Annotated in this window: 20 protein-coding genes and 1 tRNA gene; 14 read left to right on the plus strand and 7 right to left on the minus strand. The window is 45.9% G+C overall.

Annotated features, from left to right (window positions below; translation table 11 throughout):
- Window positions 1-74: 74 nt before the first annotated feature.
- Genes RWM02_RS02860 through RWM02_RS02885 form a run of 6 tightly spaced genes read right to left on the minus strand, consistent with a single transcriptional unit; the run spans window position 75 to window position 4063 of the window.
- Window positions 75-542 carry a redoxin family protein gene (locus RWM02_RS02860; RefSeq protein WP_314068993.1) on the minus strand — a complete coding sequence of 156 codons (468 nt, stop codon included), beginning with the start codon at window positions 540-542 and terminating at the stop codon, window positions 75-77.
- A complete protein-coding gene (modB, locus tag RWM02_RS02865) occupies window positions 539-1213 on the minus strand; it encodes a molybdate ABC transporter permease subunit (RefSeq protein WP_314068994.1) in 675 nt (224 codons plus the stop codon). Before modB ends, RWM02_RS02860 begins: the two co-directional genes overlap by 4 nt.
- The gene (locus tag RWM02_RS02870; protein ID WP_314068996.1) at window positions 1210-2154 is read right to left on the minus strand and encodes an ABC transporter ATP-binding protein; all 945 of its coding nucleotides are present in this window, start codon (window positions 2152-2154) and stop codon (window positions 1210-1212) included. Before RWM02_RS02870 ends, modB begins: the two co-directional genes overlap by 4 nt.
- Window positions 2151-2531 carry a TOBE domain-containing protein gene (locus RWM02_RS02875; RefSeq protein ID WP_314068998.1) on the minus strand — a complete coding sequence of 127 codons (381 nt, stop codon included), beginning with the start codon at window positions 2529-2531 and terminating at the stop codon, window positions 2151-2153. The genes RWM02_RS02870 and RWM02_RS02875 overlap by 4 nt, the downstream gene beginning before the upstream one ends.
- Window positions 2532-3278, minus strand: coding sequence for a molybdate ABC transporter substrate-binding protein (modA, locus tag RWM02_RS02880; RefSeq protein ID WP_314069000.1), 747 nt, complete (start codon window positions 3276-3278; stop codon window positions 2532-2534).
- Window positions 3279-3280: 2 nt separating this feature from the next.
- Window positions 3281-4063, minus strand: a complete 783-nt coding sequence (locus RWM02_RS02885; RefSeq protein ID WP_122863693.1) for a TOBE domain-containing protein — start codon at window positions 4061-4063, stop codon at window positions 3281-3283.
- Between the two features lie 63 nt (window positions 4064-4126).
- Here RWM02_RS02885 and RWM02_RS02890 point away from each other — a divergent pair, with 63 nt between their 5' ends.
- From RWM02_RS02890 to RWM02_RS02900, 3 genes are read left to right on the plus strand one after another with little or no spacing between them, the layout of a single operon-like run.
- Entirely contained in the window at window positions 4127-4948 is an 822-nt protein-coding gene (locus RWM02_RS02890) for an MlaA family lipoprotein (RefSeq protein ID WP_314069003.1), read from the plus strand.
- Window position 4949: 1 nt separating this feature from the next.
- Window positions 4950-5537: a Tgt2/MlaC family protein gene (locus RWM02_RS02895; RefSeq protein WP_314069005.1), complete on the plus strand. Its 588-nt coding sequence runs from the start codon at window positions 4950-4952 to the stop codon at window positions 5535-5537.
- 7 nt (window positions 5538-5544) lie between these two features.
- Entirely contained in the window at window positions 5545-8004 is a 2460-nt protein-coding gene (locus RWM02_RS02900) for an efflux RND transporter permease subunit (RefSeq protein ID WP_314069007.1), read from the plus strand.
- 229 nt (window positions 8005-8233) lie between these two features.
- On the opposite strand, the gene RWM02_RS02905 is transcribed toward RWM02_RS02900, so the two are convergent.
- Entirely contained in the window at window positions 8234-8842 is a 609-nt protein-coding gene (locus RWM02_RS02905; RefSeq protein ID WP_314069009.1) for a BON domain-containing protein, read from the minus strand.
- A gap of 92 nt (window positions 8843-8934) precedes the next feature.
- On the opposite strand from RWM02_RS02905, the gene RWM02_RS02910 reads away from it, so the two are divergent.
- The 11 genes from RWM02_RS02910 (at window position 8935) to RWM02_RS02960 (ending at window position 19127) form a co-directional block, all read left to right on the plus strand.
- Window positions 8935-9032: transfer RNA gene (locus RWM02_RS02910), tRNA-Sec, on the plus strand.
- 83 nt (window positions 9033-9115) lie between these two features.
- Window positions 9116-11368, plus strand: coding sequence for a PAS domain S-box protein (locus tag RWM02_RS02915; RefSeq protein WP_314069011.1), 2253 nt, complete (start codon window positions 9116-9118; stop codon window positions 11366-11368).
- A complete protein-coding gene (locus tag RWM02_RS02920; RefSeq protein WP_314069013.1) occupies window positions 11365-12246 on the plus strand; it encodes an ATP phosphoribosyltransferase regulatory subunit in 882 nt (293 codons plus the stop codon). Before RWM02_RS02915 ends, RWM02_RS02920 begins: the two co-directional genes overlap by 4 nt.
- Window positions 12233-13483 carry an adenylosuccinate synthase gene (locus RWM02_RS02925; RefSeq protein WP_314069015.1) on the plus strand — a complete coding sequence of 417 codons (1251 nt, stop codon included), beginning with the start codon at window positions 12233-12235 and terminating at the stop codon, window positions 13481-13483. Before RWM02_RS02920 ends, RWM02_RS02925 begins: the two co-directional genes overlap by 14 nt.
- Before the next feature lies 1 nt (window position 13484).
- Window positions 13485-13913: a flagellar export protein FliJ gene (locus tag RWM02_RS02930; protein WP_122862534.1), complete on the plus strand. Its 429-nt coding sequence runs from the start codon at window positions 13485-13487 to the stop codon at window positions 13911-13913.
- Complete coding sequence (locus RWM02_RS02935) at window positions 13910-14539, plus strand: MotE family protein (RefSeq protein ID WP_314069017.1); 630 nt, start codon at window positions 13910-13912, stop codon at window positions 14537-14539. Before RWM02_RS02930 ends, RWM02_RS02935 begins: the two co-directional genes overlap by 4 nt.
- Window positions 14540-14798: 259 nt before the next feature.
- The gene (locus RWM02_RS02940) at window positions 14799-15350 is read left to right on the plus strand and encodes a DUF507 family protein (protein WP_314069018.1); all 552 of its coding nucleotides are present in this window, start codon (window positions 14799-14801) and stop codon (window positions 15348-15350) included.
- Entirely contained in the window at window positions 15347-16465 is a 1119-nt protein-coding gene (gene carA / locus RWM02_RS02945) for a glutamine-hydrolyzing carbamoyl-phosphate synthase small subunit (protein WP_314069020.1), read from the plus strand. The genes RWM02_RS02940 and carA overlap by 4 nt, the downstream gene beginning before the upstream one ends.
- A gap of 106 nt (window positions 16466-16571) precedes the next feature.
- Window positions 16572-17243: a sulfite exporter TauE/SafE family protein gene (locus RWM02_RS02950; RefSeq protein WP_314069022.1), complete on the plus strand. Its 672-nt coding sequence runs from the start codon at window positions 16572-16574 to the stop codon at window positions 17241-17243.
- Entirely contained in the window at window positions 17236-18453 is a 1218-nt protein-coding gene (locus RWM02_RS02955) for a PAS domain-containing sensor histidine kinase (RefSeq protein WP_314069023.1), read from the plus strand. Before RWM02_RS02950 ends, RWM02_RS02955 begins: the two co-directional genes overlap by 8 nt.
- Window positions 18450-19127, plus strand: coding sequence for a response regulator transcription factor (locus tag RWM02_RS02960; protein WP_297969692.1), 678 nt, complete (start codon window positions 18450-18452; stop codon window positions 19125-19127). The genes RWM02_RS02955 and RWM02_RS02960 overlap by 4 nt, the downstream gene beginning before the upstream one ends.
- Window positions 19128-19168 lie beyond the last annotated feature (41 nt).

The raw sequence follows: 19168 nt of genomic DNA on the forward strand, positions 1-19168 counted from the left end.
GTTTAAAACGGCTCAAATTCGCGTCCAAATTTGAGCCCTAAATCTCTCGCCCTCTTGCGAAAATCAGCTAAAATTTAAAGCCGCTCTATCGCCACTAGCACGTTTGCCGCGTCGTTTGCGGGCTCGGCTACGTCGTTAAATCTTTTTACGACTTCGCCGTTTTTGATGATCAGCGTTTGGCGGCGGTAAAATTTCTTGCCGTCGTTCGTGATAAAAGTTTGCAAATTTAGCGGTGATTCTAGCTCGAAGTTTTCGTCGCTTAAAAAGATAAAATTCGCGCCTACGCTTTGTTTAAATTCATTCATCTTTTCTACGCTTTGAGCACTGGCGGCTATTAGCGTAAAGCCTGCGGATTCTAGCTTTGCAAGGTTTTCTTGATAGGCTTTGCACTGAAGCGTGCAGCCGGTTAGCCCCTTTAAATCCTTTAAATTTTCCGGTAAAAACTTCCCGCTCTCGCCCATTTTCGGATATGTAAAAACGATGCAGTTTTTGCCGTCTGTTAGCTCGCTAAATTTGACCGGATTTGCGTTTATATCTTTCATTGCGTCCTCTTTGCGTGTGAATTGTTGAAAAAATAGACTAAAAATAGCACTGCAAAGCTTATAAACAGCATAATTGCCGAATAAACGTGCGCCTTTGTATAGTCCATGAGCTCGACGGCCTCGTAGATGGCGATGCTAGCGACTTTGGTCTTGTCCCCCACGCTGCCGCCTATCATCAGCACGACGCCAAACTCGCCCAAAGTATGCGCAAAACTCACTATGAGCGCGGTTAGAAGCGAGGGTTTGATGTTTGGCAAAGCGACTCTAAAAAGCGTCTCCCATTTTCCTTTACCCAGCGAGTAGCTCGCCTCAAAAAGGCTCTTTGGCAGGCTCGCAAAGCCCGCCTGAAGCGGCTGAAACATAAAAGGCAGCGAGTAAATGCAGCTAGCGATGATGAGGCCTGAAAAGTTAAAAACCAAGCGGATATCAAAGGTTCCCTCAAAAAATTTGCCCAAAAAGTTGTAAGGCGAGAGAAAAACAAGCAGATAAAATCCAAGCACTGAAGGCGGCAGCACGAGAGGCAGCGAGATCACGGCCTCGAGCACGGGTTTAAATTTAAAACTCGCTCGGCTAAGCCAAAACGCAACCGGCAGCATGAGAAAAAATAGGATCGCAGTCGAGATAAAAGCAAGCTTTAGCGAGAGGTAAAAGGGCGTAAAGTCGATACTCATTTTGGCTCGCTTTGCGCGTAAATTTGATCGTTTCGCTCGTCAAATTTACCTGATTTCGCACCGTAAAATTCGTCGTTTTCGCTACCGTTTTTTTGTAAATTTAGCCCAAACGCTTTGGCGCTTATCGCCGCTTCGTCGCCTGATTTTAAATTTGCGGCTTCCGCGGCGCTTAGCGCTACTTCGCAAAGCTGCTGACCTACGGAGACTACGGCTACGTAGATGGCGTCGCGCTTTGAGATCTCTAAAATTTTAGCCGGCAGGCTAAATTTCTGCGAGCCGCTGCGTCTCAAAAATATTTCGCCCGGCCCGCCTTCTTGCGTTATTTTGCCTCCGTCAAGCACGAAGACTTTGGACGCGAGTTTGTAAATCTCCGCGACGTCGTGGCTAACCAAAATCGTCGTCATATCAAACTCGGCGTGCACCTTGGCAAGGTAGTCTTGCAGTTTTTCGCGCATGGCGTTATCAAGGGCTGAAAGCGGCTCGTCGAGTAGCAAAATTTCGGGCTTTCGCATGAGTGCGCGGGCTAGGGCGGCGCGCTGCTTTTGACCGCCCGAGAGCTGCGAGATGGCGGCGTTTTCTAGCGAGCTCATCTCGACGAGACCCAGCAGCTTGCGGGCTAAATTTAGGTCGTCGTTTGCAAAAAGCAGATTTTTCATCACGTTCATATTTGGAAAAAGCGCGTAGTCTTGAAATAAAAACCCGATATTTCGGCTTTGCGGCGGAGCGAAGTTTTTACCCTCAAAAAGCGTTCTTCCGCCTGCTTTTATCGTTCCGCTATCAGGCGTTTCAAAGCCCGCGATTAGGCGCAAAAGCGTGGTTTTGCCGCTGCCGCTTTTACCGTACAAGGCGACGAATTCGCCCTTTTTTACGTTCAAATTTACGTCTAGATCAAATTTCCCGTTTGCGCCGTTTAGGCTTTTTATGCAGTTTAGTTCTATCATGCGATGTAGAGCGAGGTTGCCTTGACGTAGGCGTAAATTTGATCGCCCGGCGCTAAATTTAGCCGCTTTAGCGATGCCGTAGAGATGATGCTTTCAAACTCAAATTTGTCCGCGTTTAGATGTAGCGAGCTTGTGATCTTGCCTTTTTGGATGTCTGAAATTCGCGCTTTTATCTCGTTTGAAACAGAGCAGTTTAAAAGCGGGGAAGTAGCGACGAATACGCCCGAGCTTTTAAAATTTAGCAAAACTTCGTCGCCGATTTTTAAATTTTGTAGATTTTCCAAAGAGAGCATTTTTAGGCTTAAATTTTCGGCGCTAAACTCAAAAACGCTAACACCGTCATTTTGCTCTATCGCCGAAATTTTAGCCTTTATCATTTAGATGTTGTATCCAAATTTTCTAAAGATTTCCTTCGCGCGGTCGCTTCTGATGAAGTCGTAGAAAGCTTTTGCTTCAGGATTGTTTTCGCCGTGTTTTAGGATAACCATGCCTTGGTCGATCGGAGTGTAAAGCGCAGGATCTATAAGGATGAAGTTTTTGCCCTCTTTGTACTCGGCCATTTTTTTATCGTACATCGCAGAAGCCGCGATAAATCCTACATCCGCAGCGCTTAGAGCTTGGCTTAGAGCTTCGCCGATAGATTTTGCTAGGATCACGTTTTTTTCGACTTTATCGTAGATGCCCGCTTTTTTTAGAGCTTCGACGCTAGCTTTGCCGTACGGAGCGGTCTCAGGATTTGCGATCGCGATGGCTTTTAGGCCTTCTACCGCATTTATGCCCTTAGCTAGATCGATATCTCTGATCGTAAATAGCGCAAGCGCGCCCTGGGCGTATACTACGGGCTCTGTTACGGCAAATTTGGTGTCGTATAGATCCTCTACGAATTTCATATTCGCCGCCATGAAAACGTCGGCAGGAGCGCCGTTTTTGACCTGGGTAGATAGCGCGCCGCTAGCTCCTAGAGTGACGGTTACTTTGGTGTCGGGATTTGTTTTAGCAAACTCCGCTTTTAGCTCGTCGAAAGCGTAAGTGACGTTTGCTGCGGCAAATACGTTGATCTCGCCAGCGTTTAGATGAAAAGCCGCGAGAGCCGCGACGACTAACGAAAAAAATGTTTTTTTCATTTTTATACTCCTATTATGATTTGACTTGCTTTGATTATAGCGGTGAGCTCGTCGCCCACGCCGATGCGCATTTGCATCGCGCTTTCTTTGGTGATGATGGAGGTTATCGTCTGATGATTGCTGATTTCTAGCACGATTTCGGCGTTTACGGAGCCGATTTTAGCCTCGATAACGCGTCCTTTTAGTAAATTTGCCGCGCTTAGTTTTAGATTTTCCTCTTTTGCGAGCATTACGCTTGGGGCTTTAAAGATAAATACGACCTTTTTGCCTACCTTTAAATTTAGATTTTTTTCAGACTCGACCGTGACGTTGGCGCGTAAAATTTCGCCGTTTGAGAGTTTGGCGCTTATTTGCGAATTTACCGCGCCCGTTTTTACGTCCGTGATCTCGCAGCTTAGCTGGTTTCTGGCGCTTAGACTCATGCTCATGCGTTGTAAATTTAAAATTTCGTTCGTATCGACGTTTATATTTGAACAAACTTTTTCTAAAAATATCTTTTGGCTCTCTAGCATCGCGTCGTATAGCGCGATCATCTTTTTGCCGTATGGCGTGAGTTCCGAGCCGCTGTTTTTCTTGTTGCCTTCGGCTCTTGCGATTAGCGGTTCATCCGAGCGGTTATTTAGCGCGTCCAGGCTATCCCATGCGTTTTTGTACGAGATGCCGACGTACTCGGCGGCTTTGGTTATGCTTTTAGTGTGTTCTACGGCCTTTAAAAGCTCTATATGTTTAGCCAGCACCGATACGCCGCTATCTAAAAATAGCTCTAAACTAACGTCTGCTTTCATGAAAATCCCCCAAATTCTATCAATATAAAAAAATAATTTGCTAGGAAGTATATTTAAATATATATGAAAAATAACTTAAACAAACTTCGTAATACCGGGCATTTTGAAATTTATAAATTTAAAAGCTACATTGAGATAAAATCTCAGGTTACTGCCTTTGCAGACTTAAAATTCGGAGATTTGATGAGAAAATTTTTACTCTCTTTTTTGCTCATTTTTAGTTGCGTTTTTGCCGAACAAACGCAGGAAAAGAGCGAATTTGACGACGAATTTACGCAGCCTAGCGAGATTTTCGATCCGCTTAACGGCTATAATAGAATGATGACGGGGTTTAATGATTTTATGTACGTAAACGCCATCCACCCCGCGATAAAAGGCTATAACTACATAGTGCCCGAGGCCGCAAGAACCGCTGCTGGAAACTTTTTTGACAACCTTTTATATCCCGTTCGCTTCGTAAATAATCTCTTGCAGTTTAAATTTAGCGAGGCCGGTGAGGAGACGCTGAGATTTTTGGCAAATACGATTATCGGCTTTGGCGGGCTAACCGACGGCGCGAAATACTACAATCTGCAACGCCACGACGAGGACTTCGGTCAGACGCTAGGCTACTGGGGCGTAGGTAGCGGCTTTCACGTGGTGCTGCCTTTTATCGGACCCTCAAATTTACGCGATATCGCAGGCCTAGTCGGCGATTATTACCTTGATCCCATCAGCTACGTAAAGCCGGCGCTAGACTCCTTTGCTATAAAAACATTCCGTCAGGGTAATCTTTTGTCTTTGCATCCAGACGCTTACGACAAGCTTAAAAAAGACGCGATCGATCTGTATCCGTTTCTACGCGACGCATATGAACAGCGCCGAAATCATTTAATAAAGGAATAAAATGAAGTTTTTAAAAATCATCCTACTTGCGCTTTTTAGCGCGGTTAGCCTCTTTGCGATCAGCGAAGAGCAGATAAAGCCTACGATGCAAAAAGCGACGCAAGACGCCATCGAGGTGCTAAAAAATGCAAATTTGAGTAAAGACGAGAAAATAAGCAAAATTTTCGCTGTTTTTGACCCGTATTTCGACTACGAGCAGATGTCTAAAATTGCTCTAAGCAAACGCTATAACAACCTAAGCGCCGAGCAAAAGGTCAAATTTAACAAAGCTTTTGAAGAGAGATTGAAATCAAGCTACGTCGATAAGCTTTTAAGCTACAAAAACCAAACTATAAATTTTAAAGACGTAACCAAGCCGAACGAAAATCGCTACTTTCTAAACGCAGATTTAGTCGGCGAGGACGGCAAAAACTACGGCTTTACGTATAAATTTTACAATGCTAAAGAGCGCGGTTGGCTCATCTACGACGTCGAAATTTTAGGCGTTAGTATCATTCAGACCTACCGCAGCCAGTTTGACAGCCTGATGGAAAACGAGAGTTTTGAAAATTTGCTTAGCAAGCTAAACTCCGTCCAAGCTCCGCAATAAGGCGCTGATGAAGCGGATTTTTAAATTTATCGTCGACTTTCCAAAAAGCGTTATCGCGGGCGTACTAGCCGCGACGCTGGTTTTTGGATATTTTAGCGCCAAGCTCGAGGTGGACGCCTCTACCGAGACGCTGCTACTTGAAAACGATAAAGATCTAGCCGTCTTTAGAGACGTTTCTAAACGCTACGTTAGCCCAAACTACCTAGTCATCGCCTATACGCCAAAAGACGATCTGCTCGCGCCTTCCACGCTTAAAAAGATAGAAAATTTAAGCCGCGAACTTGAAAAAAACGAGCTCGTCTCAAGCGTTATTTCGGTACTAAACATCCCGCTGCTTCAAAGCGGGACTAGCGATCTTAGCGAGCTGGTTAAGCATGTACCGAGCCTCGCCGATGCCGATATAAACAAAACCTTGGTGCGCCGCGAGTTTGAGGATAGCCCGCTATATACGAACAACCTCGTTAGTCGCGATCTAAAAACTACCGCGATCGTGCTAAATTTAAAGACCGACGAGAAATATCAAAGCATACTAAACGAGCGAAACACCCTGCTAAACGCCAAACTCGACGGCAATATCACGAGCGAGCAAAAACAGCGTCTAAGCGTCGTAAATGCTCAGTTTAAGGCTCACCGCGACGAAGCGCGTATAAAAGAGCACGCCGCGATCGAGCAGATCCGCGAGACGATAGCGAAATTCGGCGGGGGCGAGAGTCTGTTTTTAGGCGGGGCAAATATGATCGCCGATGATATGGTGAACTTCGTGCGCTCGGATCTTGCTACATACGGCATCAGCGTGACGCTGCTTTTGGTCTTTTGCCTTTGGCTGTTTTTTAGGCAGATTCGCCACATCGTTATGCCGATTTTTATATGCGTGATTAGCGTTATTTGGGCGAGCGGGCTGTTTGGGTTTTTTGGCTGGGAGATTACCGTCATCAGCTCAAACTACATCGCTCTTCAGCTCATCATCACCATCTCCGTCGTCATCCATCTGATCGTGAGCTACCGCGAGTTTTGCATCACAAAACCGCATCTTAGCAACCGTCAGCTAGTCTATCTCACGCTGCGCGATAAGGCCAGTCCGTCGTTTTTTGCGATATTTACGACCGTTATCGGCTTTTTGTCGCTTGCGCTTTCTGATATCAAGCCTATCATAATGCTAGGCATCATGATGAGCGCGTCGATCTCCATCTCGCTCGCGCTCGCGTTTTTGCTATTTGGCTCCGCGATGGCACTGATGCCAAAGCTTGCTCCGGTTAGGACGTTTGAGGATAAATTTAGCTTTACTAAGCACTGCGCCGCATTTGCGCTAAATCACAGCCGCGCGGTTTACGCAATCAGCATTGCGGTGCTTATTTTCGGGCTTTACGGTATCTCAAAGTTAAAAGTCGAAAACAGCTTTATAAGCTACTTTAAAGATACGACCGAAATCCACAAAGGCATGCAGGTGATCGATACGAAGCTAGGCGGCACGGTGCCGGTCGATATATTGATCAAATTTAATAAGCCTAAATTTGAGCAAAGCGCGACCAAAAACGAGCCTAAAGACGAATTTGACGACGAATTCGCTGCTAGCGCGAACGAGGATAAGTATTGGTTTAATCAGCACAAAATCGACGTCGCGAAAAAAGTACATAACTATCTAGAAAATAAGCGCTTCGTCGGGCACGCCAGCAGCCTAAATACCGTCGTAAAGATCGTCGAGCGCATCACGCAAAAGCCCGCCGACGGCCTCATGCTCTCGATCCTATACGAACAGATCCCGCAAAAATACAAAGACATCATCCTAAGCCCCTACGTAAGCATAAAAGATAACGAGCTTCGCTTTACCGCGCGAACTCTTGATAGCGACGACGCGCTACGCAGGGACGAGTTTTTGCGCGAGCTTAGAACCGATATCGCAAATTTGATCGCAAACGACAATGCAAGCGTTCAAGTTAGCGGCGCGATGGTGCTTTATAACAATCTCCTTCAAAGCCTCATCGCCTCGCAGGTGGATTCTTTCGGTTTCGTGATCTTGTCGCTTTTTATCGTTTTTTGCATTATTTTTAAAAGTGTTAAGCTCGCCGCCATTGCCATCGCGTCAAATTTGATCCCGCTTTGCGCGGTGTTTGGCGTCATGGGCGTGATGGGTATCCCGCTTGATATCATGAGTATTACGATAGCAGCTATCAGCATAGGCATCGGCGTGGACGACATCATCCACTACATACACCGCCTAAAAATCGAGCTTCGCAGCAAAAACGTCGCCGAGTCGATCAAGGCCTCGCACGCAAGTATCGGCTATGCGATGTACTACACCTCGTTTGCGATTATCCTCGGCTTTAGCATAATGGTAACTAGCAACTTTATCCCGACGATATATTTCGGACTTTTAACAGATCTTGTTATGATAATGATGTTGCTGGGGGCGCTGGTGCTGCTGCCGACGCTAATCAAAACCTTTTACCGGCCTAGAATTCCCCGCTGATTCCCCGTAAACGACGGATTTCTAATAATTTTTGGCTAGGGTGCTCAATCATGTATTTTATATACACTCATATCGCACCCGCCAAAAATTATTAAAACTACGCCTATTCCGTCTGGAATATTTTTCTCTTGTCCTGGTAAATTTGCAAATTTGGCTTCTAATTTTAAACGTGCGGTGTGTGCCTTGGATGATAAAATCTTTAAATTTAACTCAAATTTGAAGGAGAAAACTACTCTTTCATGACCTTAAGAAAAGAGTAAACGTCTCTCACCCCGTCGATGTGCTTGGCGTACCAGATCGCGTGTTTTTCCTGCTCGATATCGGTGATGATGCCCGTAAATACGACGTTGCATTGTACTACGCTTACTCTTACGCTTGTGCCGCTGATTATGCTGTCTTTAAAAAAGCTATTTTTTAGTTTTAGCATTATGGCGAGGTTGCTTTCGCATTCGCCGCCGTCGCTAGGAAAGCGAATATAGGTGTAAATTTTGCTCACGCCGTCGGTGTTTTTGGCTAGCTCTACGAGTTTGGTTTTGTGCTCGGCGTCAGGCACCACGCCGATGAGATACACATCGCCGTAAAAGCTCTCGACATCCACGTTTAGGTTGCTAAGCCCGCTTGAGGCTAAAATTTTAGTCTGGATTTTCGTTTTTATAAATTTATCTTTCGTTATCGAATAGATACCGCGCTCGTCTTTGCTGATCTGGTAGGCGTCGTAGACGTTTATGCCCGTTAGCGGCGTCACGGTCGTAAAGAGCTCGAGGCAACCGCCAAGGAAAAAAATCGGTGAAAAAATGAGAAGGTTTTTAAAAAAAAATCGCGCAAATAGCTTTTTCATCGCCGACCTATAAAATTTTCTCCAAATACTATAAAAATCAAACTAAAATTTATATAAATTTAGCTATAATCGCGCTCATCATCCAACGACGCGGAGGATAAAGCGATCTGGTGGCGCTCGCGGACTTCAAATCCGATGGCGGGGCGGTTGACCGCTTCGCGGGGAGTTCGATTCTCTCATCCTCTCGCCAAAACTTCTACGTTTATTATCTTAAAACAAGCAAAATTCAGCTACAATAAGCCGTTTATATTAAATTAATTTAAGGTTTTTCTTTTGGCTAGTTCATCCGCCTCTAAATTTCCTCTCGCACGCGCCGTTTTAGGCAGGATATACGTGGTGCTTTTTGCTACCGCCGTATTTCTCATATGCGCGGCAAGCTTTGGGTTAAATTTAAAATTTGAAGGCGTAAAAGAGGATATTTACGCTGCGAATTCTAACTTTAAAATTTTCCTCAAAGAGCGCGCCTCAATCATAAATAACGAGCTAAGGCTCATCGAAATCTACATCGACGCGCCCGAATTTGACGCAAACGTTATTTTCGACTTTGCCGTAAAAAATAATAACGAATACATGGCCTTTTTCGTCGTAAACGAACGCGGCGAGATAGAGTTTGTCAGCGATGAAAATTTGCGCGATACGTATTCCGCCTTTTTCCTATCAAAGCCTTGGGAAAACGAGCCTGAGGATAAAATTTTAAGATCAGAGTTTATGTTTGACAAAAGCGACGTACCGACGAGACTCGTCGCAAAAAAGATGAAAAACGGCAAAATGGTGGCTACGCTCATACGCTTTACGGCGATTTACGAGGAGTTTGCGCGCGGATACGAGAGGATCGGCGTAAATTCGTTCGCGATAGACAAAAGCGGCAGAATCGTATTTCACCAAAACCCCGAGCTAGTTTTAGAGCGCAAAAATATCTTTGATCTTTACGACGTGGACGTTGATTATCTAGACAGCGACGAAGTAAAATTTGCAAATTTAGGCTCGCTAAATAGCGAGATTTATTATATCCAAAGAGTTCCCGGGATCGGTTTGGCCGTGGTTTCAAGCTATTCTATGGGTAAATTCGTAAAAGAAAATTTAATATTTTTACTAATCTGCGTCGCATTTTTGGCCGCGGGCGCTATCTTTACGATTCGTTACGTCAAATTCGTCAAAAACTCCGTCATAAAGCCCGTTTTATCTATCAAAAATTTAGTCGCAAAAGCCGGCGACGGCGAGGAGATCAAGACCTACGCGAAGTTCGGCTCGGTAGAGGAATTTGATCAAATCTCGGACGAGATCGTCAAATTTTACGGAGATTTCGGCGAGAAAAAGGCGAAATTTGAAGAGTACTCGCGCAAATTCGGATTTTTGTTTGAAAAAGGACCTTTTATCTTGCTGCTAATCGACGCAAAAAGCGGCAAGATCGTCGAAGCAAGCGCAAGGGCGTGCGAGTTTTACGGATTTAGCGAGGAAGCGATAAAAAGCAAAAATTTAGCCGAGCTAAACGCGTCAAATTTGACCGATATGAAAACGCTGCAAGAAGACGAAGGCGAAATTTACGAAACGAACCATTTTGTCGCGGGCGGCGAGATAAAACAGGTGCGCATCTACAAGCAAAACTACGAGCTATCTAACGGCGAAAAGATCGGCTTGTGCGTCGTAAAAGACATTACGAAGAGCAATACTCTAAAGAAAAACGCGCAAAAACAAAGCGAGATAGACGCCCATTCACCGCTGTTTAGCGTAGTTTGGAAGGACCGCTTTATAGGCGATATATCAAGCGTTTCGGACAATATCGAGCGCGCGCTGGGATACAAAAAAAGCGAAATACTCTCAAACGAATTCGAGTTTAAAAACATCATCCATCCAGAAGACCGAGATAGGCTCGCGAATGAATTTAACATCAAATTTAGCTTATTTAACGCGGCTTCGCTCAAAAAAGAGAACGAGTCGCTGCAGTCTTGCAGGCTGATAAGGAAAAATCTAGAGGTCATAAACTGCAGCGTATTTATCAAATTTATCTCAAAAGACGGCAGAACCGTGGACGAGGTGATCGGGTATTTTATCGAGAGCAAGCTAGCGGCAAATTTGACCGCAAAAACCGGCATGGAGATAGCGCGACTAAACGATAGCAAAGAGTACGCGTATAAAAATACCATTTTAAGCCTATTTGCAAACGCGCAAGAAGCCGTCGCCGTAGTCGGGCTAGACGGAGTATTTTTAGACGCCAACGAAGCATTTTGTAAGATGAGCGGCTACACCAAAGAAGAAGCCATCGGCAAGCCGTCGAATTTACTAAAATCAGGCGTGCACGACGCTAAATTTTACGAGCACATGTGGCAAAGTTTGCTAACGAAGGGCTTTTACAGCAGAGAAATTTACAACAAGCGCAAAAACGGCGAAATTTATCTTGAGCAGCTTGACATCGCGACCGTTTATAGCGGCTCAAAGCCTAGCTACTTCGTGGCGGCGTTTCACGAGCTGCCGTGGAGAGAGCCGGAGGCAAACCCGGACGAATCAAAAGCAAAGGAGCAAGAGTGAGCGAATTTGACGCAAACGTTTACGAACACGAGATACCGAGCGGCACGAGGCTGTATTTCGGGCAAAGCGCGAAACTAAAAAGAAAGATCGAGCGCACGGCGAGCGAAATTTTGGAAAAAAACGGATTTCACGAGATCGTGACGCCCTTTTTTTCGTATCATCAGCACCTAAGCGTGCAGCCCACGGCTCTGGTACGCTTTAGCGATCACGAAAATCACCAAATCAGCCTGCGCGCCGATAGCACCGTAGACGTCGTTCGCATAGTGCTTAGGCGCCTAAAAGACACCGAGCCTAAACGCTGGTTTTATATCCAGCCCGTTTTTAAGTACCCGAGCGCCGAAATTTATCAAATCGGCGCCGAGCTAATCGGCGAAAGCGATCTGGCTACTAGCGTCAAGATCGCAAAGGAGCTTTTTGAGTCGTTTGACCTCGCGCCCGTGCTGCAAATCAGCCACATCGCGATCCCGCAGATCGTGTGCAGGCTCTTAAATTTACCTATTTCGATATTTGAGCACGGCGAGATCGAAAAAATCCTAAATCAAAACGAGGAGTGGCTAAAAAGGCTAGCCTTCGTAAATACCGTCGCGGATATCGATGAGATTTTGCCGCTAGTGCCGAACGAGATAAAAACCGCGCTACTTGAGATAAAAGAGCTGGCGCAGGCGGTAAAATATGAAAATTTAAGAATTGTTCCGTTATATTATTCAAAGATGAGGTATTATGACAAGCTGTTTTTTAGATTTTTAGACGGCAACGCCGTGCTAAGCGGCGGCGGCAACTACGAGATAGAAGGCATAAAAAGCAGCGGCTTTGGCGTATATACCGACGCGTTAATCGAAAATTTAGATCAAAAGGAGAGAGAGTATGAGCAAGGCTGACGTGATAGTGGGCGTGCAGTGGGGAGACGAAGGCAAGGGCAAGATCGTAGATCTGCTAAGCGGCGGCTACGATATGGTGTGCAGGTGTCAAGGCGGGCACAACGCGGGCCACACGATCGTCGTGGATGGCGAGAAAATCGCGCTGCATCAGGTTCCTTCGGGCATACTTCATAAAAACATAATCAACATCATCGGCAACGGCGTCGTGCTCTGCCCGGCCGAGATAATCGAAGAACTAAAGCAGTTTGGGGATGTCTCGGGGCGGTTATTTATCAGCGACAAGGCGCATTTAAATTTGCCTTATCACGCGCAAATAGACCAAGCCAAAGAAAAGGCTAAAGGCGTACACGCTATCGGCACGACGGGCAAGGGCATAGGGCCTGCGTATAGCGACAAAATCAGCCGCAGCGGACACCGCGTAGGGGAGCTAAAAAACCCCGAAAAGCTTTGCGACGCAATTTTGGCCGATTTTGCGGCAAATAAAGCGTTCTTAGACGTTTTAGGCGTAAAAGCGCCCGCGCGCGAGGAGCTTTTGGGCGAACTAAAGAGCTATGAGGCGGCGCTGGGTAAATTTATAGTAGATACCACGCACATGGTGTGGGAAGCTATAGACGCGGATAAGAAAATTTTACTCGAGGGAGCGCAGGGTACGCTGCTAGACATCGATCACGGCACCTATCCTTTCGTAACCAGCTCAAACACCGTAACAGCAGGCAGCTGCAGCGGTATCGGACTAAGCCCTAAAAACGTCGGCGAGGTAATCGGCATCATCAAAGCCTATACGACTAGAGTCGGCAACGGCGCCTTCCCGACCGAGGACATGGGCGAAGACGGCGAAAAGATACGCGATATCGGACGCGAATACGGCGCAACGACTGGCAGACCGCGCCGCACGGGTTGGTTTGACGCGGTCGGCGTGAGATATGCCGCTAGGCTTGATGGCGTGGATAAATTTGCGCTGATGAAGCTTGACGTTTTAGACGGCTTTAAAAAGGTAAAAATCTGCAAAGCCTACGAGAAAAACGGCAAGATAATCGAGTATTTCCCAAGCGATTTGGAGGGCGTAAAGCCGGTCTACGAGGAGCTTGACGGCTGGGATAAGGTAGCTGGAGCGCGCAAATTTGACGATCTACCCGCAAATGCCAAGGCCTTTATCAAACGCATCGAGGAGATCACGGGCGTAAAGGTCGGCATAGTATCTACTAGCCCGGAGCGCGAAGACACGATAGTTCGATAAGATGAAAAGCAAATTTACGCAAATCGTAAATATAAAAAAGCGAAATTTAGACAAAATCGAGCTAAATTTGGCAAGAACCAGAAACGAAGCGGCGATGATAGAGGGCTTCATAGCGCAGGCCGCCGAGCAAATTTCAAAATTTGAAATGCCTTCAAGCGGCTCTGCGGCCGATCTGCGCGGTTCGCTAGAGCTTTTGGGCGCTATGCGGCGAGAGAAAAATCTGCTAACCGAGCGGCTCGAGCTAACGAAAAAAAGCATCGCGCACCTCGAGCGGCAGTACAAGGCGGCCAATCTGGAGTACGAAAAGATGAAATACCTGCAAACGCAGGACTTTAGCGCGCAAATAGAAAAGATAAAAAAGGCCGAAGCGGCGGCTCTGGACGAGTTTGCGACGATGAATTTTACTAGGCAAAAAGAGGCGAAGGCTTGAAAAAATTTTTGATTTTACTAACTTTAAATTTATGCGTTTGGGGCGCAAACGACGTAAACGCTCAAAGCGCGAGCCAAAGCGGCTTTAAGATCCCGGTGGACTGCGTTTCGATCTTTGAAACCAGAAAAGACGAGCTAAAAAGAGAGCTTGCTAAAATAGACGAAGCAAGGCAGGCTTTGGAGGCTTTTAGAGCGAGTTCGGCGGCGCTTTTTGAGGAGCGAAACGCCAAACTAGCCGCCAAAGAGGCCGAGATAAACGCGACTCTAGCCCGCGCGCAAGAGGAAAAAAAGCAGACCGAGCAGCTGATAAAGAAAAACGACGAAATCCTAAAAGAGCTAAAAGCGATGACTAGCGACAAGGTCGGCGAGACCTACGGCAAGATGAAAGACCAAGCCGCCGCCGACGTGCTAAGCGCGATGGATAGGGCGGACGCGGCTAGCATCATGTACTCGCTAAGCCCTAAAAAAATCTCCGCCATAATGGCTAAAATGGAGCCTGCCGCAGCGTCTGAAATCACGCTTTTAATCAAGCAGGGCCCGCCGTTTATAAAGGCTGAGAAAAACGTAACGCAAGAAGTCTCTCCAACCTCGCCAGACGGCCCTGCTGGAAATCTGCTAAATTTGTAAATTTAGAGCCACGGCGCTCTAAATTTATCTTGGCTTGCGTCTAAATTTGACCTCAAATTTACTGCGGTCAAATTTAACGCTAAAGCCTAAATTTAGCTAACATCCAGTCTTAAAAACACCAAAAATGCTTTTATCCGCGCGTAAAATTTGGATTTGAATTTTACTAAAAACAAACGCCCGCCAAAACAAAAACGCCGTGAGATTTTAGGTATTTCTTACCAAATTTTGGTTAAAATCAAGCCCAAAAAGAGAGGTAAAAATGCGTATAAAACTCCCACACACACCCTACATCGCGCACAAAATCGCTATTGATTTATTGAAGTCCGGATTCGTAAATTTAACGCGCGGAGTAGAGCCCGTAGCGGCATGCGCGAAAGAAATTTTAGATAACGATTTACAAAAAGAAAAATCTCTTGAAGAGCGCGTAAACGAGGTGCTTGCCGAGAACGAAGACGATATGGAGAGCATGCAAGTCGATAGAAAAAATATGTTTTGGCTCGTAAAAAAGAAACTCGCCAAAGAGTACGGCGTGATACTTACGTACGAAGACCGCTTTAGCAACGTCGCCCACCTCGTGCTTGAAAGTGCTTGGAAAAAGGGACTCATCGACTACACGGTCTCTGAAAACCGTATCAAAAACATCATCTACGGCTCGATCGAAGAGTATCTAAAAACGTATGAAATTTTACAAGACGTGGTCATCGACAAGATCGACGGCTACAAGCGCAAATTGATCCCGGGCACCGAGGAGTACGACATCGTATTTGAGCGGCTGTACGAGGACGAGCTAAGAAAACGAGGCATGTTGTGAGAGCTTATATCTACCTTGAAAACGGCGTTTTTTTGCAGGCTAAGGCCTTTGGCGCGAGCGGTACGGCTAGCGGCGAAATGGTCTTTAATACAAGCCTAACCGGCTATCAAGAGATCATGAGCGATCCTAGCTATGCGGGGCAGTTTATCGTCTTTACGATGCCCGAGATCGGTATAGTAGGCGTAAACGAAGACGATATGGAGAGCGCCAAAATCCACGCTAGCGGCGTTTTGATGAGGGATTTTAACTCTACCGCGTCAAATTTCCGCTCACAAAAAAGCTTGGAAGAATTTTTCAAAGAGCAAGGTAAATTCGGCGTTTACGACATCGACACGAGATTTTTAACCAAGATGCTACGCGATAACGGTGCGTTACATGCAGTGATCTCGACTGAAATTTCAGACGAAAAAGAGCTAAAAAAACTGCTCAAAAACTCGCCTAGAATCTCAGAGATAAACTACGTAGCAAAGGTGAGCACCGAGCAAATTTATGCTCACGAAAAGGGCGGTTGGGATCACGCGAGTAAATCATATGCTCCGCTAAAATCAAATGGCAAAAAGATAGCCGTCATCGACTACGGCGTAAAGCGCAACATCCTAAACGAGCTTTGCGAAATGGGTCTTGAGACGCAAATTTACCCGCACGACGTGCAAGCAGACGAGCTCATCGCTAAATTTAAAAGCGGCGAGATAAACGGCGTGTTTCTCTCAAACGGTCCAGGCGAACCAAAGGCCCTAAAAAACGAGATCGCGCAGATAAAAAAACTGATCGAAGCAAGGGTGCCGATTTTCGGTATTTGCCTCGGCCATCAGCTACTTAGCAACGCATTCGGCTTTGAGACGTACAAGCTAAAATTCGGTCAGCACGGCGCAAATCACCCTGTTTTAAATTTGCAAACCAAGGCCGTCGAGATAACGGCGCAAAATCACAACTATAACGTTCCAGAGGAGATCGCGCAGGTCGCCGAGATCACGCATAGAAATCTTTTCGACGGCACGATCGAGGGCGTGAAGTACAAGGATTATCCCGTATTTTCGGTGCAACACCACCCCGAGGCTAGCGGCGGACCGAGCGAGAGCAAATATATTTTTAAGCAATTTTTAGAAATTTTATAGTTGCTAGTTGCGGTCAAATTTGAGCAAAATTTAGAGTTAAATTTGCGAGTCAAATTTAACTCTAGCGCGGCTAAAATTTATAAATGAAATTTTACGGTCAAATTTGATGAGCGGTGCGGAGTTTGTTTCGATTTTGAGCGTCGCGGCGCTTAGCTCGGTGGGCCACTGCGCGGGTATGTGCGGCGGTTTTGCTATCTTGCTCGCGCGGTTTTTGAGCGGTAAAGGTAAATTTTTTAGCGCGGCGATGATAGCGGGATATAACCTGGCTAGAATTTGCGCTTATATGCTACTTGGCTTTATTTTCGGGTCGTTTGGTGGCGTATTTACGCTATCTCTTGCGGCGCGAGGCTACTTGTTTTTTGCCGTCGGCGTTTTTATGGCGGTTTTGGGCGTCGCGCTCATTAGACGCGGGACGCTACTTAATTTCATCGAGAAAAACGCGTTTTTATCCAAAATTTTAAACGAAAAAATGAAATCCGCGATCGCGAAAAATAGCGTGCTCGGGTTTTTAACGCTTGGGTTTTTAAACGGACTGCTGCCGTGCGGAGTGGTTTATTATTTTTTAGCTTTGGCCGTAGCTAGCGGCAGCGGGGCAAAGGGCGCAGCCATCGCAGCGACTTTCGGCGCGGTTAGCTTTTTTGCGATGAGTTTTTACGCGCTGGTTTTAAAAGCCGCGAGTGAAAAATTTAAAAAACACGCGCTAAATTTAAGCGGCGCGGCGATAATAATTTACGGAATTTATCTGGCTTTTATAGGATTTACGGCGAGCAATGGATAACATCAAAGCAAGATTTAAGCAGTATCAAGAGGCTATCGAGGCTAGCAACATCGTCTCAAAGACCGACACCAACGGTACTATCACCTTCGTAAACGACGAGTTTTGCAAGATGTCGGGCTTTACGCGCGAGGAGCTAATCGGTGCAAATCACAACATCGTGCGACACCCTGAGGTGCCAAAGGACGTTTACGCGCGGCTTTGGGAGACGATTTTAGCTAAAAAAGTGCACAAAGGCACGATAAGAAACCGCACCAAAGACGGCCGCGACGTCTATCTAAACACGACCATCATACCGATTTTAAATTTAAGCGGGCAGATCGAGGAGTTTCTTGCGATCAGGCATGACGTGACGGACGTGATAAACCTAAACAACGAGCTTGAAAAGGCGAAAAAAGAGCTGCTAAATTTAAACGAAAATCTCGAAAACAGAGTCGCCGAACAGACGGCCAAGCTCGTAAATTTAAACCAAAATCTAGAAAATTTGGTAAAAGCCGAGATCAAGAAAAACGAGGAAAAAACCAAAATGCTCTTTTTGCAGTCGCGTCTAGCCTCGATGGGCGAGATGATCGCAAACATCGCTCACCAGTGGCGCCAACCGCTAAACGAGCTTAGTATCACGCTTTTTAAACTAAAAGAGGGCGTCAAAACAAACGAGAAATTCGAGGCTGGCTACGAGCACGCAAAGCGCGTGATAAAGGGCATGTCGCAGACGATCGAGGATTTTAGGAACTTTTTTAACGTCGAGCGCGAGAAGGAGACTTTCTTGCCCTCGGCCGCGATAGAAAACGCGCTAAAGATGGTGCAGGGAACCTACGAAAAAGAGGGCATAGACGTAAATTTGGAGCTAAAAAGCGAGGGTCAAATTTACGGTTTCGAGTCGCAACTTTGCCAGGCTGTGATCATACTGCTTTCTAACGCCAAAGATGCGCTGGCAAATAAAAAAAGCGATAAAAAAGTAACGCTAACGTTAGAAACAAAGGATAAATTTGCTATCATAAGAGTAACGGATAATGCAGGCGGCATAAAAGAGGAGATAATGGATAAGATTTTTGAGCCGTATTTCACTACCAAGCACCCAAGCTTAGGCACCGGTATCGGCCTATATATGCTAAAAAGCATAGCCAAAAATCACGGCGGAAGCGCCGGCGCTAAAAACGTAAAATTTGGAGCGGAATTTGAGATAAAGCTGCCGCTAAAGGATGAAAAATGAAAAATTTTAAAGAGCTAACGCTACTGCTAGTTGAAGACGAGGATAGCATAAGAGAGTCGATGCAAGAGGTTTTCGCAGGCGTATTTCAAAAGGTCATATCGGCCTCAAACGGCGACGAAGGTCTTAAGAAATTTAAAAAATTTAGCCCCGATATCGTGATAGCCGATATCATGATGCCTATCATGGACGGACTTGAGATGTCAAGGCAGATAAAAGAGTTCTCAAAAAACACGCCCGTAGTAATCCTAAGCGCGTATAGCGAAAAGGAAAAGCTGCTAAAAGCTATCGACGTGGGCATCGATAAATACGTGATCAAGCCAATCGACATGGACGAGCTTTTTGCCCTGCTGGAGCAGATCGTAAAAACTAAAATCATAGGCGCCGATATCATCGAGATTTCGGGCGGATATTCGTTTAATCAAACCAAAAAAGTGCTCGTAAAAAACGGCGTCGAGATCGCGCTAACCAAAAAAGAGCTGGCCTTTATCTCGCTTTTAGTTAAACGCATAGGTACGCTCGTTTTAACCGAGGAGATCAGAAACGTGGTGTGGTTTGGCGAAAAGGTAAACGATCCGGCCGTTAGAACATTTATCAAGCGAATACGCGATAAAGTAGGCGCCGGTCTCATCAAAAACTCGCCCGGCCTAGGCTATAAAATCGAGCTGAAAAAGTAAAATTTAAAGTAGCGTAAATTTAAAACGATTAAGCGATTTTG

The organism is Campylobacter showae (assembly GCF_963515975.1).
In the GTDB taxonomy this organism is placed as follows: domain Bacteria; phylum Campylobacterota; class Campylobacteria; order Campylobacterales; family Campylobacteraceae; genus Campylobacter_A; species Campylobacter_A showae_F.